The following is a 15,918-nucleotide window of genomic DNA, read 5'->3' on the forward strand; positions in this document are numbered from 1 at the left end:
CTCAAAAACTGAGCGCGGGGCATAACGCCCGATCCGTCCCATGGCAAGGCCCATTAGCCGAGATCGCGCGCCGCCCTCGCAGGGGTTCAGGCCGGGACGATGTCCATCGCCATGGTCAGACGGGCGGCTTCGCCGGAGAACGGCGCGGTCCCGTGCCACATATAAGAGGGAAAGAGCACCAGAAGCCCCGGCTCCGGACGCACCGCGTGCTCTGCGGCCAGGCGAGGCGACACAGGCACGCCGGGGCGTCCGAACTCGATCCAGCCTTGCCGGCCGGCCTCGTTCACGCAGGGCGGGACCTCCACGTAGAAGGCCGATGAGAGCCAGCCGCTGGGATGGACGTGGTCTGTGTGAAACCCGCCCGGCCGCAACCAGACAGACCAGACGCCGTGACGGCGCCAGCGCAAGGTGTTACGGCGGCGCACCGGATCTGCGCCCTCGCCAAGTTTGGCCATGAAGGTTTGGATCACAGGATCGGCCGCCTCTGCAAAGGCGCTGATCGCCGGCGTGCCCGCCTGCAGGATGTCCGGGCGCTGACTGCCATTGCGCACCGACTGGCCAAAGGGTGAGGCCGTGTAGGGATTGGCCGCCTTCAGTTCACCGGACAGATCGCCCAGATACGCCTCAAGCGTCGCCCAGCCGGCCGGCGGCGATATGACGCCGGCATGGACGAAGCTCTCATAGTCATAAAGCTCCGCCGCGCGCGGGTCGCCCGCCCCGCGCCACGCGGCGGCGAGAACCGCCAGTGCGAACTGATCGTCGAGGGACCGCGCCAGGGCCTGCCCGGCGAGGCTGGCCGCCTCGTCGGGCCGGCCATTGGCCAGTTGCGCGCAGGCGAGCGCCAGCAGCGCCTCGGACGATCCCGGCGCCAGGCGCAGCGCGCGCTCGGCGTAATGAATCGCCTCTTCGGGCCTGCCGGCCTCGGCGCTGAGATAGCTGGCGGTCAGGTGCGGCTGTAAATCACCGGGACGCGCGGCGCAAAGGCGCGCCATGGTCTCGCAGGCGGCGCCGGTTTCGCCGATGGATTCCAGCACCTTGGCGCGCACATAGAGAAGCCCCGGCGCGTCGGCGGACGATGTCAGAGCGGCCTCGATGGGCGCCAGGGCCTGCGCAGCGTCGCCGGTGTACATCCAGATCAGCTGACACAGCTCGTAATAGGCCGCCACCATGTCGGGCCGGCGCGCAATCACCGCCTCGAACGATTTGCGAGCCGGCTCGTAAAGGTCGAGATTCATCTGCGCACGCGCCAGCACGAGCCAGGTCTCCGCGGCGTCGAACCCGGTGGAGAGCACAGCTTCGGCGACCTTCGCCGCCTCTCCGAACGACCCCGCATCGCCAAGCGCGGCGGCGAGATTGTGCTGCGCGATCGGACTTTCCGGATGCTCAGTCACCGCCTGGCGGTACAGCTCCAGCGCCTCGCCCATCCTGCCGCTGGACTTCAGGGCGGTTGCACGCCGCAGCAGATCGGTGAACGCCGTATTCACCATGACATGGCGGCGGCGACAGGAGCAGGTTCAGGCCTCAGCAGCGGTGAACCTGGAGCGGGTAGCGAGAATCGAACTCGCGCGTTCAGCTTGGGAAGCTGACAGGCTACCATTACATCATACCCGCAAAAGCCAGCGCCGGTATGTATCAGACCGGCCGAGCGGTTGCCAAGCGCCGTACGCGGCGATCGCCCCGCTCTCGGCCTTGTGATGGGCCTTCGGCTTGGCGCCGCGTCGCTTCGCGTTATAGCTTTAAAAAATAACGCGAACGCAATGAAGGCCCCGGCTTGACCCCTGACGACCTCTCCCCCCAACGCACCCTCCTGAAATTTTCCGACCCCCAGGTCACCGCCCGCGGCGAGACCCGCGCCAGGGTGGATTTCCGGGCGCTGGAGACGCTGTGGTTCAACACCGGCACGCTGTGCAATATCGCGTGCGCCAATTGCTATATCGAAAGCTCGCCCACCAATGACCGGCTGGTGTATCTGACGCCGCAAGACGTGGCGCCGTATCTCGACGAGATCGACGCGCTGGGCCTGGGCCCGTGCGAAATCGGCTTCACCGGCGGCGAGCCCTTCATGAATCCCGACATGGCGCGCCTGGCCGAAATGGCGCTGGAGCGTGGCCACGAGGTGCTGATTCTCACCAACGCCATGAAGCCGATGATGCGCCCGAGGGTGCAGCAGGCGCTGCTGGCCCTGCAGGCGGCTTTCGGGAGCCGCCTCACCTTGCGCATCTCCATCGACCACCACAGCCGCGCCGCCCACGACGCCGAGCGCGGGGCGGGCAGTTTTGAGGCGACGCTCGAAGGCGTGCAATGGCTGGCGCGTCACGGCTTCAGGCTCTCCGCAGCCGGGCGGTCGGTGTTCGAAGAAGATGAGGCGGGCGCCCGCGCCGGCTTCGCCCGTTTGTTTGAAAGCCTCGGCGCGGACATCCCGGCTGAAGACCCCTCGCGCCTCGTGATATTCCCGGAGATGGACCCGGACGGCGATCCGCCCGAAATCACCACCGCGTGCTGGGATATCCTGGGCAAGGACCCCGCCTCGATCATGTGCGCGTCCAGCCGCATGGTGGTGAAGCGGCGCGGCGCGGACCGCCCGGTTGTGCTGGCCTGCACGCTGATCTCCTATGACGAGGCGTTTGAAATGGGCGCGACGCTCGCAGACGCCCTGCGGCCGGTGGCTCTGAACCACAAATTCTGCGCCCAGTTCTGCGTTCTGGGCGGAGCCAGCTGCTCCTGAAGCCGCGTTTCCACGGCAATACCGCCCATAATTGACACTTTATGACCGGCGCAAAGCCTCAAATCTAGGGCTGAATTCGCCCGATGTTGGGGATTTTACATATTTTGAATCAGGGCTTTAGAGTCTGTCGCATTCCTATTGCGACAGTTTTGTAAAATAGCGCTTTTCATCCGGGTCCGGAGGTATTACAGTTTTATGACTGTAGGGTGACAAACCCGTAACAAGAAACCGTCCGGACGGGTTACGCGGCGCCGATTCGCCGCCCCTCCTGACCACATCAACCCGCCACCCCTCCTGAAAGGAGACCCGACATGAAAGCTCTTTTCTCCTACGCCGCCCTGGCCGCCACGCTCGCAGCCGCGGCTCTGAGCGCTCCGGCGCTCGCCCAGCAGGCGCCGACCTTCGAATTCACCGTCGAGCGCGCCAGCCTCACCAGCGAAACCGATGTGCGCCGCGTCTATCAGCGCCTTGAGACCGAGGCCGGCCGTTACTGCCAGGCGCTGGATCTCACCGACCGGCGCGCAACCGCCCGCTGCCGCCTGGACGTGATCGCCAACGTGGTGGACGCCGTCGGCGATGAGCGCCTTGACGCCTATCACACCGATCAGACCGGCGATGACCGCATGGTCGCATCGGTCGGCGGACGCTAGAGGCCTCCCGGACTCGAAACGACCCGAAGTGAGACGAAACGGCCCGCCCGGCGCATCCGGGCGGGCCGTTTCTTTTGGACCTTCTCTTCACACCGGCGCATGATAGCGCGATGATCTTGATCCGATCCGCCGTGTTCATCGCCGCACTGTGCCTGACGGCTTGCGTCTCCGCGCCCCGGACCGATCCGGCCGAGCTTCCCGCCGGGGCCTGGACGCTGGATCCGGGCCACGCCAGCGTCACCTGGCGTATCCGGCATCTGGGCCTGTCCTGGTACACGGCGCGCTTCGACACGGCTGAAGCCAGCCTGGAGTTCGATCCGCAAAACCCCCAGGGCGCGCAGATCACCGCCATCGTGGACGCGCAGTCCATCTCCACCGGCGATCCGGATTTCGACGAGACCTTGCGCGGTTCATCCTGGTTCGCCGCCGAGCGCCACCCCGAGATCGTCTTTCGCTCCACACGCATCGAGCCCACAAGCGAGACCACGGGGCGCATCCACGGCGACCTCACCGTGAAGGGCGTCACGAGGCCGGTGGTCCTGGAGACCGAGTTTTATGGCGGGCTGTTCAATCCGCTGGAGGGCCGGCGCGCGCTGGGCTTTGGCGCGGATATGACGATTGACCGCACCGAATTCGGGATCGGAAACCTGCCGGGAAACTTTATCGGCGACGAGGTTCGGGTACGAATAGAAGCCGAGTTCCTTCAACGCGAGGATTAGAAGCCCATGTCTGACGCCGTCGCCCCCTCCCCCGCCACGCCTTCGGGCCGCTACACCGCGGTCGCCATCGCCTTGCACTGGATCATCGCCATCCTGCTTGTGGGGATGGTGTTCTATGGCTGGTGGATGGAGGATTTGCGCGACGCGCTGGGCGCCGGCGAGATCTCGATCGGGTTTTTGAGCGGCGCCTATAACTGGCACAAGACCGTGGGCATCACGATCCTCGTCCTGTCGCTGGCGCGGCTCGCCTGGCGGCTGTCGCACAAACCGCCCGCTCTGCCGTCTCACATGAAATCCTACGAGAAGATCCTCGCCCGCTTCACCCATGTGGGCTTTTATGCGGTGATGATCGGCGTGCCGCTGGGCGGCTATGTTGTGGCCTCCAGCTTCGGCGACATGTTTCCCATCCTGTTTCTCAACGAGGTCACGCTGCCCAAGCTCCCGGTGCCCCAGACCGAAGGCTTTCGCGAGTTTGCAGGCTCCGCCCATGGCGCAGGCGGCTGGGTGATCCTGGTGCTGCTGGCGCTCCACGCCGGCGCCGCGCTCAAGCACCATCTGGTGGACCGGGACGGCGTGTTGCTGCGCATGATCCCGGGTCTGAACATTCCAAAGCAGGACAAGGCGTAGGCGCGCCGCAGCACGTCATCAGCCGCACAGTCATTTCCTTGCCGGAAACATCGCGTTTGCGTGAGCGGTCTTGTTCGCGGCGCGCGCAGGCGTACCTAAGGTCATGACGCCGCCGACAGGAGATATCCATGCGCACCACCGTGCTCGCCGCTTGCACCGCCGCCTTGCTCGCCGCCTCCGCCTTCGCACAGGACCAGGGTCAGGCACACGACTGGGTCATGGACCGCGAGGCCAGCGCCGTCGGCTTTGAAGCCACCGCTTTCAACACACCCCTCTCCGGCGAGTTCGAAACCTTCTCGGCGCAGATCCGCCTGGACCCGGCGGATCTCTCCGATGCGCGCATCGAAGCGGTGGTGGACACTTCCAGCTTTGTTCTGTCCAACAGCGAGTACCGCTCGAGCCTTTCGGGCGGCTCCGGGCTCGCCGTTGAGGCCCACCCAGAGGCGCGCTTCGTCTCAGACGATATCCGCGCGGTGGACGACGGCTATGAGGCGGTGGGCGCGCTGACGATCAAGGGCGAGACCAACCCGCTCACCCTGCCCTTCACGCTTACGATCGACGGCGACCGCGCCGTGGCCGACGGCGCCTTCAGCCTCAACCGTTCCGCCTTCGGCGTGGGCGGCGGCGACTGGGGCGATGTGGGGCCTTCGGTGACCGTGACCGTGCATATCGAGGCGGACCGGGCCGAGGGATCCGAGACTAATTTCTACGGCGGTTGATCCATTTTCGCGCTGAGCCGTTATCGGCTCATGCTTCGCTTCATACCTGCGCTCTTTCTGCTTCTGACGCTTCCCGCCGGCCCGGCTTTCGCCCAGGCCGGCGACAGCCCCGGCGAGGCCGCGCCCGCCACCATCGCCGCCGAAAGCGCGCCGGAGGACGATGCGCGCATAACGCGGCGCATCGAGCAGCTCTTTTCTGAAATCGACGCTCTGTCCGGTGTCGCGGTGACGGTGGAGGCGGGCGTGGCGACGCTCTCCGGTGAAACCGCCAGCACCGAGGCCGCCCGCCGGGCCGAGACGCTCGCCGCCCGGGTGGAGGGCGTGGCCACGGTGGAGAACCAGATCCAGCGCGATGTCTCCCTGGGCGGCCGGGTGGACCCGGCGCTGGGCCAGGCCGCCGATCAGCTGGGCGCCGGCGTGCGCGCCCTGCCCCTGCTGGGTCTGGCGGTACTTGTCTTTCTGGCCATCGCCGGGCTCGGCTGGGTGATCACCGGGCGCAAGGCGCTGTGGCGCCGGGTCACGCCCAATCTCTTCGTCGCCGAGCTGGTGGCGGCCAGCGCCCGGGCGCTGTCGGTGGTGCTGGGCGTCGTGGCGGCGCTGAGCCTTCTGGACGCCACGGCGCTTCTGGGCGCGCTGCTCGGCCTGGCCGGCGTGGTGGGGCTGGCGCTGGGCTTTGCGGTGAAGGACACGATCGAGAACTACGTCGCCTCGGTGATGCTCTCGGTGCGCCAGCCGTTTCGCCCCAACGACCACGTGGTGATCGACGGCAAGGAAGGCCGGGTGATCCGGCTGACCTCGCGCGCCACGGTTCTGATGACGCTGGACGGCAATCATCTGCGCATCCCCAATGCGGCGGTCTTCAAGGCGGTGATCCTCAACTACACCCGCAACGCCGACCGGCGCTTCGACTTCAAGCTGGGCGTGGACGCGGCCGATGACGGCGAAGCCGCCGCGCGCGCCGGGGTCGAGACGCTTAAAGCGCTGCCCTTCGTGCTGGCTGACCCCGAACCCCTCGGCTTCATCGAGCAGGCGGGCGATTCCACCCTTGATCTGCGGTTCAGCGCCTGGATCAACCAGACGCAGTCCGACTTTGTGAAATCGCGCTCGGCCGGGCTCGCTGCGGTGAAGATGGCGCTGGAGCACGGCGGCTTCACCCTGCCCGAGCCCATCTACCGGCTGAGATTCGATCGGCCGGCCGCCCCGCCCTCGCCCAGGCCCGCTTCGGCGACCGGCGGAGCGGCGGACGCCCCGCGGCGCCAGGCGCCCGAGGCGAGGTCTGGAACGGGATCTGCACCTCAGTCCGGCGCCAGGCCCGCCATCGCCGCCGACACTAAGCCTGACGAGGCGATCAAGCGCCGGGTGGAGCGCGAACGGGCCGACGCCGGAGACCCCGATCTGCTGTCCGACGACGCACCCGGCGAGTGACGCATTTGCTCTTCGCAGCCGGGGCGCCTATTTCGGAGGCAAGCCTACCGGAGACCACTCATGCTGATTCTTCTTTCGCCGGCCAAGCAGCTCGATTTTTCAGAGCGCGGCCAGGCTCCGACCATGACCCGCCCGGCCCTGATGGAGCGGACGAAGGCGCTGTCAAAGACCACCGCCCGGCTCACCAGCCCGCAACTGGCCGATCTCATGGGGCTGTCGGACGACCTGGCGAAATTGAACCGGGAGCGGTTCAAGGCGTTCGATCCTGACAGCACGCAAGGGCGCCCGGCCGCTCTGGCGTTCGACGGCGAGGTCTATCGCGGCCTGGATGCGCCGGGCATGAGCGCGGAGGACCTGCAATACGCGCAAAGTCGCCTGCGCATCCTGTCGGGCCTCTATGGCGTGCTGCGCCCGCTGGACGCGATCCAGCCCTACCGTCTGGAGATGGGCACGCGGTTGAAGACCCGCAAAGGCGCCAATCTCTATGAGTTCTGGGGCGACGACATCGCAGACCAGCTCACCTCAGACCTTGAGGGCCACGCCTCGAAGACCATCGTCAATCTGGCCTCCCAGGAATATTCGAAGGCCGCGAAGCTGAAATCGCTGGGCGTTCGCGTGATCAGCGCCGACTTCAAGGAAGAAAAAGACGGCCAGCTGCGCGCGCTCATGGTCTACGCCAAGAAGGCGCGCGGCATGATGGCCCGCTGGATCATCGAGCACCGCATCGAGGACCCGGCCAGGCTGAAGGACTTCGATCTGGACGGCTATTCCTTCGACGCGGCCGGCTCCACCGGCGACACCCTGCTCTTCACCCGGCCGCAACCGGCCAAGAAGCGCTAGGCGGACCGCTGGAGCGGGCGGTCCACGCCCCTTGACCGGCGCCCCGGCTTGGGTGTTTCTGCACTGCAACAAAAGCAGTCAATCGGAGCAGGAAATGGGCGCGGTGCGCGTGGATCTTACCGGCCAGTCGGCCGTCATCACCGGCTCCACCTCCGGCATCGGGGCGGCGCTGGCCGAAGGGCTGGCGAGGAGCGGCGCGAACGTCGTGCTCAACGGGTTCGGCGACGCGGGCGAGATCGAGGCTCTGCGCGCGCGCCTTGAGTCCGAGCACGGCGTTAAGGCGCGCTATCACGGCGCCGACATGACCAGGCCGGCCGAGATCGCCGAGCTGATCGCCTTCGCAAGCGACGAGTTCGGGCGCCTCGACATCCTGGTGAACAATGCCGGCATCCAGCACGTGGCGCCGATCGCCGAGTTTCCGGACGGCAAATGGGACGCGATCATCGCCATCAACCTGTCCAGCGTGTTTCACGCCATGAAGGCCGCGATCCCCGTCATGACGAAGGCCGGGCGCGGGCGAATCGTCAATCTCGCTTCGGTTCACGGCGTGGTGGCGAGCCCTTTCAAGGCGGCCTATGTGGCCGCCAAGCACGGGGTGATCGGCCTGACCAAGACCGCAGCCCTGGAGCTGGCCGAAACCGGCGTAACGGTGAATGCGCTCAACCCCGGCTATGTCCAGACCCCGCTGGTGGAGAACCAGATCGCCGACACCGCCAGGGCGCGCGGCATCAGCAAGGAAGACGTGGTGCGCGACGTCATGCTGGCGGCCCAGCCCACCAAGCAGTTCGTCACCTATGACCAGCTCATCGGCGCGCTCCTCTACATGGTCAGCGATGACGGCGCGAACCTGAACGGGTCCGCGATCACCATCGACGGCGGCTGGACAGCGAAGTGACGGCCCCGGCGCCCCGGCCGGTCTCTCTCGCCCTGCAGGGCGGCGGCGCCCATGGCGCATTCACCTGGGGCGTGCTGGACGCGCTGCTGGAAGACGGCCGGCTGGATATTCGCGCCATCACCGCCACCAGCGCCGGCGCCATGAACGCCTGCGCGCTGGCCATGGGACGGGTGGAGGGCGGCGCCGAGGGCGCGCGCGCTGCGCTGGAGCGCTTCTGGCGCGCGGTGAACCGGGCCGGCGGCCCGTTCCGGCCTGCGGGGCTCGGCAAACTCTTCCCGCTGCTCGACGCGTTCACACGGATCACCAGTCCCTATAACATCAATCCGTTCGGCTATGATCCCTTGCGCGAGATCCTGGCCGAGCAGATCGATTTCGACGCGGTGCATGCGTGCAAGGACACGCGGCTCTTCATCTCGGCGACCTGCGTGGAGACCGGGCGGGCGCGGATCTTTTCCGGCGAGGAGGTCACGCTGGACTCCGTGCGCGCCAGCGCCACGCTTCCCTTCCTCCACCAGGCGGTGGAGATCGACGGCAGGGCGTTCTGGGACGGCGGCTTCACCGGCAATCCGGCGCTCTGGCCGATCTTCTACGACGACACGCCGGACGACCTTCTGATCGTTCACATCAACCCGATGCTTCGCGAAGGCACCCCGAAAACCGCCGCCGACATCATCGACCGGGCAAACGAGATCACCTTCAACGCCAGCCTTCTAGCCGAGCTGCGCGCGGTGGCCTTCGTCCAGAGGCTCCATGCGGACGATCTGCTGAAAGACGCGGGCAAAGCCAGGCTGCGCAATATCCGCGTCCACGCCGTCCGCGCCGACGACGCGCTGAGAGCCTTTCCCGCCAGCAGCAAGTACGACACCAGCTGGCGCTTTCTCACCGGCCTGCGCGATGCAGGCCGCGAGACCGGCTTTGCGTGGCTGGAGGCGAACGCCTCCAAGGTGGGCGAGGCCGGCACGGTGGATCTGAAGCGCGAGTTTCTGGAAGGGTAAGGCGCCGGCGCGCAACGGTGGCGCCGGTCGCATCGACGCCGCCAGGACCCGGCGAGCATGAAACCAGAACAAAATCGGGTCCCGGTTCGATTCCCGGCGAAAGCCGGGGGCGAGACCGGGATCTGCGGCGGTTGAAGCGTGAAACGCTGAGGCCGTGGCGGGGCTGGTATGGCGCTCAAGTCTTCGAACCCAATGGATCCCGGTCTTCCCCCCGGACCTTCGTCCGGGGATGAAACCGGGACCCGGCTGGACAACAAAAAACCCCGGCCGTTTCCGGCCGGGGTTTTTGCATCGAATGAGGTGTGATCCTAGCTGTCCAGGAAGCTGCGAAGTTTGCGGCTGCGGCTGGGGTGTTTCAGCTTGCGCAGGGCCTTGGCTTCGATCTGGCGGATGCGCTCGCGGGTGACCGAGAACTGCTGGCCCACCTCTTCCAGCGTGTGGTCGGTGTTCATGCCGATCCCGAAGCGCATGCGCAGCACGCGCTCTTCACGCGGGGTGAGGCTGGCGAGCACCAGCGTGGTGGTTTCGCGCAGATTTGAATGGATCGCCGCATCGATGGGCAGGACCGCGTTCTTGTCCTCGATGAAATCGCCCAGATGGCTGTCTTCCTCGTCGCCGATGGGCGTTTCAAGGGAGATCGGCTCCTTGGCGATTTTCATCACCTTGCGCACTTTTTCCAGCGGCATGGAGAGCTTTTCCGCCAGCTCCTCCGGTGTCGGCTCGCGGCCGATCTCGTGGAGCATCTGGCGGCTGGTACGCACGATCTTGTTGATCGTCTCGATCATGTGCACCGGGATGCGGATGGTGCGCGCCTGGTCGGCGATGGAGCGGGTGATCGCCTGGCGGATCCACCAGGTGGCGTAAGTGGAGAATTTGTAGCCGCGGCGGTATTCGAACTTATCCACCGCTTTCATCAGGCCGATATTGCCCTCCTGGATCAGATCCAGGAATTGCAGGCCGCGATTGGTGTATTTCTTGGCGATGGAGATCACCAGGCGCAGATTAGCCTCCACCATCTCCTTCTTGGCGACGCTGGCTTCGCGCGCGCCTTTCTGGACGGTGGCGACGATGCGGCGGAAATCATCCACCGGCACGCCGGCGTCCTGCGAAATCTGGGAAATTTCGTCACGCAGCGCGGTGGCGTCGCCCATCTCGCGATCAATGAAGCGATCCCAGGCCTTCGACGTGCCGGCCATGTTGGCGATCCAGTCGGGATCCAGCTCATGGCCCTGATAGTTTTTCAGGAAGTCGAGACGCGGCACGCCGTGTGCTTCGGCCATGCGCAATAGCTTGCCTTCAAGGCCCACAAGCTTCTTGTTGATGGCGTCCAGCTGCTCGACCAACGCCTCGATGCGGGCGTTGTTCAGGTGCAGCGAATTGAGGTTCGCCACGATGCGCTCGAACACGCCCTCATAGGTGTCGCGGTCCTTTTTGGAGAAGTCCTTGCCCGACAGGCGCAGGCCCACCAGCTTGTCCTGCAGACGGCGGAAAGCGTCGAAATCCACCGCAATGGCGTCCAGCGTCTCCATGACGCCTTCGCGCAGCTCGCCTTCCATGGCCGCCAGCGACATGTTGCCGGCCTCGTCGTCATCGTCATCGTCGGAGGAGGCGTTCTCGCCTTCGGACTCCTCACCATCGGAGTCCTCGTCAGAGCCGGATCTGGTCCCGGACTTCGCCTGGGCGCCGCCATCCTTGCCGTCGCCGGTCTTGCTCTCGCCGTCCTCGCTGTCGGCGCCGTCATCGCTGGCGGGCGCCGTGGCGTCCTCGCGCACGCCGCCATAGGTGGCGTCCAGATCGATGATGTCGCGCAAGAGGACCTGGCCTTCCTGCAGCTCCTCGCGCCACACCATGATGGCTTCGAAGGTCAGCGGGCTTTCGCACAGGCCGCGGATCATCGCGTTGCGGCCGGCCTCGATGCGTTTGGCGATGGCGATTTCGCCTTCGCGCGACAGAAGCTCCACCGAACCCATCTCGCGCAGATACATGCGCACGGGGTCGTCGGTGCGATCCTGGGCCGACGTGGTGTTCTGGCCGGCGACTTCGTTTTTCTTCTTGGCCGCCACCGCGCGCGGCTTGTCTTCGTCGTCCTCGTCATCGGTGGCGTCTGCGGCCGCCTGATCCTCGGCGTCCACGTCGTCCTCGTTGTCCACAACCGTGATGCCCTTTTCGGACAGCTGGGCGAGGATGTCCTCGATCTGTTCGGAGTTGAACTCCTCGCTCGGCAGAACCTTGTTGAGCTCGTCATGGGTGACATAGCCGCGTTTTTGCGCGGTCTTGATCATCGCCTTGACGGACTTGTCGGTCAGGTCCAGCAGCGGCCCGTCCTGGGTCTCGGCGGGCACTTCGGCGGTTTCAGCGGCTTTGCTCATACGGTGTTACGTGCTCCCGGAGGATGTGGCGGTCCCAGCGCGCGAATGCGGCGGCGCGCGCTTCAGCGGCGGTGTCGGCCCCGCCTCACGGCGGCGAGGAAGGAATTGAGTGCGTCGGAATCGCCCTTTTCGAATACGTCGGCTTGGCGGGCGCGTTCCTCGGCGATGCGGGCGTCTCGAGCGACTCGTTCCATATAGGAGGTCGAAAGCCTGCGCCAAGCCTCGCTACGGCTGTCGGCATCAGCTTCCTCACCCCCAAGGCTCGCGCGCATCGGAGCCATGTCCACCGAAAGCCGCGCAAGATCAGATCCATAACCCCGGCGAATCAAGGCCTCACGCAGCCCGCCGTCAAGTACGGATTCCCCAGCGGAGCACGCGTCTAGTATCGCGTCACGCAGGCTGTCAAGCGGCCCGCACGGTGTTTCGGCCAGTGATTCGGTTTCGGCCTCTGCTATTTCGGGAAATTCCACCGCCGCCAACAGCAGCTGGCGGGCCATGGGATCGGCATGGGCGGTGCGGCGCGCCTTGAGCAGTTCGCCGGTGGGCCGCGAGGGCGGCGCGAACTTGCCGCGCCCGTATCCGCCGCGGCCAAACCCGCCGCCCGAGCCGCCGCGCTGAAATCCGCCGGACTTAGCGCGCATGGGCTGGGCGCGGGCGAACAGCGTCTCCATGCGCGCCTCCAGCTCGGCGCGGTATTCGGTCTTCACGTCCGGATCCTCGATCTTCGCGGCCAGAGCGCGCAAGCGCTTACGAAAGCCGGCGCGCCGGTCAGGGTCGTCCAGCGGCTCGGCGGCGACCTCGCGCTCCCAGATCACGTCAATGAGCGGCCGGGCGCCGGAGATCGCGTCTTTGAGCGCTTCAGGTCCCTTGTCGCGCAACAGATCGTCCGGGTCCGCGCCGTCTTCCAGGAACACAAAGCGCAGCGTCCTGCCCGGTTCTAGAAGCGGCAGAGCCCGTTCAGCCGCCAGCGCCGCGGCGCGCACGCCCGCCGCGTCGCCGTCCAGGCACACCACAGGCTCCGGCCCGGCGCGCCACAACAGCTTGATCTGGTTTTCGGTGAGCGCGGTGCCCAGCGGCGCCACGGCGTGTCCCAGGCCTGCGCGCGCGAACGCGATCACGTCCATATAGCCTTCGGCCACGATCAGGCCCCTGGCCTTGACCTTGGGATCGGAGGCGAAGGCGCGGGCCTCGTGATAGCGATACAGGATCGAGCCCTTGTGGAAGAGCGGCGTCTCCGGGCTGTTGAGATATTTCGCCCGCGCCTCCCTGGAGACCGCCCGCCCGCCGAACGCCACCAGACGGCCGCGCGTGTCGGTGATGGGAAACATCACCCGGCCGCGAAACCGGTCATAGGGCTCGCCGCCGTCATCGGGCTGGATCACCAGCCCGGCCTCGGCGAGCTCGCCTGCGCTGGCGCCCTTCTGGCGCAGCACGTTTGTAAGGCCGCGCCGGCTGTCCGGCGCGAACCCCAGGCCGAAACGCTCCATGTCCTTGGCGGTGAGGCCGCGGCGCTCCAGATAGCCGCGCGCGCCTTCGCCGGCGGGGCTCTGCAGCTGGCGCACGAAGTAAGTCTGGGCCGCCTCGATCCATTCCAGCAGGGATTTGCGCTGGGCCTCAGCCTGGGGCGAGCGCTGCTCGTCCTTGGGCACGTCCAGCCCGGCTTCAGCGGCCAGCGCCTCCACGGCCTCCATGAAGCTCAGGCCTTGGGTCTTTTGCAGCCAGGTGAAGATGTCGCCATGCTCCTGGCTGGCGAAGCAATGGTAGAAACCCTTTTCGTCATTGACGAAAAAGCTGGGCGTGCGCTCTTTCTTGAACGGAGACAGCCCGGCGAACTCCCGGCCCTGACGCTTCAGCGCCACCGTCCGCCCGATCAGGTCGGACGGGCGGATTCGCGCCTTGATCTCGTCGATGAAGCCGTCTGGGATCGCCATGAACGCCCGCTCGCCATTGAAGCGGAAAAGCTTACCCGCGACGCCGCGCGGCGGCTAGCGCAGGGCTCACGCGCGGGTCTGGAGAAGCGATTTCACTTCCTTGCCGGCCTGGGAGAAGTCCATGCGGCCGGTATAGCGCTCTTTGAGCGCGCCCATGCACTTGCCCATATCCTTCAAGCCGGCCGCATCCAGCTCGTCGACCACGTCGCGGGCGGCGTCGGCGATGGCTTTATCATCCATGGGCTCAGGCAGGTATTCGCGCACGATACCCGCTTCGGCCCGCTCACGCTCGGCGAGGTCAAGCCGGCCGGCCTGCTCATAGGTGTCGGCGCTTTCCTCGCGCTGCTTCACCAGCTTCTGAAGCAGCGCCATGATCTCACCCTGGTCGCAGCCGTCGCAGCGATCCTCGGCGCGCGCGGCGATGTCGCGATCCTTCACCGCGGCCTGGATCAGGCGCAGCGTGGCCAGGCGCAGCTGGTCCTTGTTGCGCATCGCGTCTTTGAGATCAGCCTGTATTCTGTCGCGCAGCGACATGGGGCGCCTTTCATCAGCACCTGGCTTCCGCGTGGAGCCAAGTTATTGTAAGAACTCATTTTTTATTGCGCGCGGCTTGCTTGACCCTGACTGTGTTCGAGCCTAGGTTCCGCGCGTTTACCCGCCCGCCGCTTCTGAGCCTTCGCTCGCGGCCGGCCCCTGTTGGAGGCGAGCACGTATGCCGGAAGCGATCGAGAATCAAGAGCGGGCGCGGTCAACGTCGTCAGCCGGCCAAAATGACGCGGCGCCCGACTGGGCCACCGCGGTCCTGGCGCTGGCCGATGGAACACTGATCTACGGCTACGGCGCCGGGGCCTCGGGCATCGCCATCGGGGAGCTGTGTTTCAACACCGCCATGACCGGTCATCAGGAAATCCTGGCCGATCCCTCCTACGCCGGTCAGATCGTCTGCTTCACCTTTCCCCATGTGGGCAATACCGGCGCCAACCGCCAGGACGAGGAAGCCTCCAGCGAGCTGGCGCGCACCGCCGCCACCGCCATGGTGAGCCGGGCGCGCCTGACCGCGCCGGCCAGCTGGCGCGCCGAGCAGAGTTTTGAAGAATGGCTGGGCGCGCGCGGCATCGTGGCGATCACCGGCGTCGACACCCGCGCCATCACCCGCTCCATCCGCACGCACGGCATGCCCATGGCCGCCGTCCAGCACGCCCGCGACGGCAAGCTGGATCTTGACGCGGTGCGCAAGGCGGCCCGCGACGCAGCCTCCATGGAAGGCGCCGAGCTCGCCGGCGCGGTGTCGCGCACCACGGCTGGAAGCTGGGACGAAGGCGGCTGGGACTGGCCGGCCGGGTTCGCCACCGGGCCGGAAGACGGACCGCTCGTGGTGGTGCTCGATTACGGCGTGAAGTCGAACATTCTTCGCCGCCTCATATCGGCGGGCGCACGCGTCACGGTGGCGCCCGCGACCGCGACCTCGGCGGACGTCCTGGCGCTGAAACCGGCCGGCGTGCTGGTCTCCAACGGGCCGGGCGATCCGGCGGCGACGGGCGCCTATGCGCTGGAAACGATTCGCGGCGTTATCGACGCCGGCGTTCCGGTGCTGGGCATTTGCCTGGGCCATCAGATGCTCGCCCTGGCGATCGGCGCCAAGACGCTGAAGATGACCCAGGGCCATCACGGCGCGAACCATCCGGTGAAGAACATCGAGACCGGCCAGGTGGAGATCGTGTCCATGAATCACGGCTTCGCCGTGGATCGCAGCAGCCTGCCCGCCACCGCGATCGAAACTCATGTCTCGCTCTTCGACGGCACCAATTGCGGTTTTCGGCTGACCGACAAGAAAGTGTTCGCCGTACAGCACCACCCCGAAGCCAGCCCGGGCCCGCAAGACAGTTTCAACGTCTTCGCCAGCTTCGTTGCGGAACTGGCCTGATCTCCGGCGTCTGAAAAAAGGTGGGCGGTTAACATTCCTCGCGCTAGGTTTGAATCATCGTGTGACGCCGAGTGAACACCCGGCGCACATGGGATAAGA

14 protein-coding genes and 1 tRNA gene are annotated in these 15,918 nt (G+C 66.4%); 10 read left to right on the plus strand and 5 right to left on the minus strand.

Annotated elements, in window-relative coordinates:
* Nucleotides 1-86 precede the first annotated feature (86 nt).
* Nucleotides 87-1,487 carry a 2OG-Fe(II) oxygenase family protein gene (locus tag ACWCOP_RS10210; RefSeq protein WP_478248179.1) on the minus strand — a complete coding sequence of 467 codons (1,401 nt, stop codon included), beginning with the start codon at nt 1,485-1,487 and terminating at the stop codon, nt 87-89.
* A 50-nt stretch (nt 1,488-1,537) separates the two neighbouring features.
* Nucleotides 1,538-1,611: transfer RNA gene (locus ACWCOP_RS10215), tRNA-Gly, on the minus strand.
* Between the two features lie 160 nt (nt 1,612-1,771).
* Between ACWCOP_RS10215 and ACWCOP_RS10220 the strand changes: the two genes are divergently transcribed.
* The 9 genes from ACWCOP_RS10220 (at nt 1,772) to ACWCOP_RS10260 (ending at nt 9,595) form a co-directional block, all read left to right on the plus strand.
* Entirely contained in the window at nt 1,772-2,725 is a 954-nt protein-coding gene (locus ACWCOP_RS10220) for a radical SAM protein (protein WP_478248180.1), read from the plus strand.
* A gap of 311 nt (nt 2,726-3,036) precedes the next feature.
* On the plus strand, nt 3,037-3,375 hold the full coding sequence (locus ACWCOP_RS10225; RefSeq protein ID WP_478248181.1) for a UrcA family protein: 339 nt from the start codon (nt 3,037-3,039) through the stop codon (nt 3,373-3,375).
* Between the two features lie 110 nt (nt 3,376-3,485).
* Entirely contained in the window at nt 3,486-4,094 is a 609-nt protein-coding gene (locus ACWCOP_RS10230) for a YceI family protein (protein WP_478248182.1), read from the plus strand.
* Nucleotides 4,095-4,100: 6 nt separating this feature from the next.
* Entirely contained in the window at nt 4,101-4,721 is a 621-nt protein-coding gene (locus ACWCOP_RS10235) for a cytochrome b (RefSeq protein WP_478248183.1), read from the plus strand.
* 128 nt (nt 4,722-4,849) lie between these two features.
* Entirely contained in the window at nt 4,850-5,440 is a 591-nt protein-coding gene (locus ACWCOP_RS10240; protein ID WP_478248184.1) for a YceI family protein, read from the plus strand.
* Nucleotides 5,441-5,470: 30 nt separating this feature from the next.
* The gene (locus ACWCOP_RS10245) at nt 5,471-6,865 is read left to right on the plus strand and encodes a mechanosensitive ion channel domain-containing protein (protein WP_478248185.1); all 1,395 of its coding nucleotides are present in this window, start codon (nt 5,471-5,473) and stop codon (nt 6,863-6,865) included.
* Nucleotides 6,866-6,925: 60 nt separating this feature from the next.
* A complete protein-coding gene (gene yaaA / locus ACWCOP_RS10250) occupies nt 6,926-7,705 on the plus strand; it encodes a peroxide stress protein YaaA (protein ID WP_478248186.1) in 780 nt (259 codons plus the stop codon).
* Nucleotides 7,706-7,799: 94 nt separating this feature from the next.
* On the plus strand, nt 7,800-8,600 hold the full coding sequence (locus ACWCOP_RS10255; protein ID WP_478248187.1) for a 3-hydroxybutyrate dehydrogenase: 801 nt from the start codon (nt 7,800-7,802) through the stop codon (nt 8,598-8,600).
* Entirely contained in the window at nt 8,597-9,595 is a 999-nt protein-coding gene (locus tag ACWCOP_RS10260) for a patatin-like phospholipase family protein (protein WP_478248188.1), read from the plus strand. The genes ACWCOP_RS10255 and ACWCOP_RS10260 overlap by 4 nt, the downstream gene beginning before the upstream one ends.
* Before the next feature lie 308 nt (nt 9,596-9,903).
* Here ACWCOP_RS10260 and rpoD read toward each other — a convergent pair whose 3' ends face one another.
* The 3 genes from rpoD to ACWCOP_RS10275 all read right to left on the minus strand — a co-directional run bounded on the left by rpoD (nt 9,904) and on the right by ACWCOP_RS10275 (nt 14,429).
* On the minus strand, nt 9,904-11,964 hold the full coding sequence (rpoD, locus tag ACWCOP_RS10265; RefSeq protein WP_478248189.1) for an RNA polymerase sigma factor RpoD: 2,061 nt from the start codon (nt 11,962-11,964) through the stop codon (nt 9,904-9,906).
* A gap of 62 nt (nt 11,965-12,026) precedes the next feature.
* On the minus strand, nt 12,027-13,895 hold the full coding sequence (gene dnaG / locus ACWCOP_RS10270; RefSeq protein WP_478248190.1) for a DNA primase: 1,869 nt from the start codon (nt 13,893-13,895) through the stop codon (nt 12,027-12,029).
* A gap of 66 nt (nt 13,896-13,961) precedes the next feature.
* A complete protein-coding gene (locus ACWCOP_RS10275; RefSeq protein WP_478248191.1) occupies nt 13,962-14,429 on the minus strand; it encodes a GatB/YqeY domain-containing protein in 468 nt (155 codons plus the stop codon).
* A gap of 178 nt (nt 14,430-14,607) precedes the next feature.
* Here ACWCOP_RS10275 and carA point away from each other — a divergent pair, with 178 nt between their 5' ends.
* Complete coding sequence (carA, locus tag ACWCOP_RS10280) at nt 14,608-15,819, plus strand: glutamine-hydrolyzing carbamoyl-phosphate synthase small subunit (RefSeq protein WP_478248192.1); 1,212 nt, start codon at nt 14,608-14,610, stop codon at nt 15,817-15,819.
* Nucleotides 15,820-15,918: the final 99 nt, after the last annotated feature.

This window comes from Apolloniradiicaulis salifontis, from assembly GCF_053756655.1.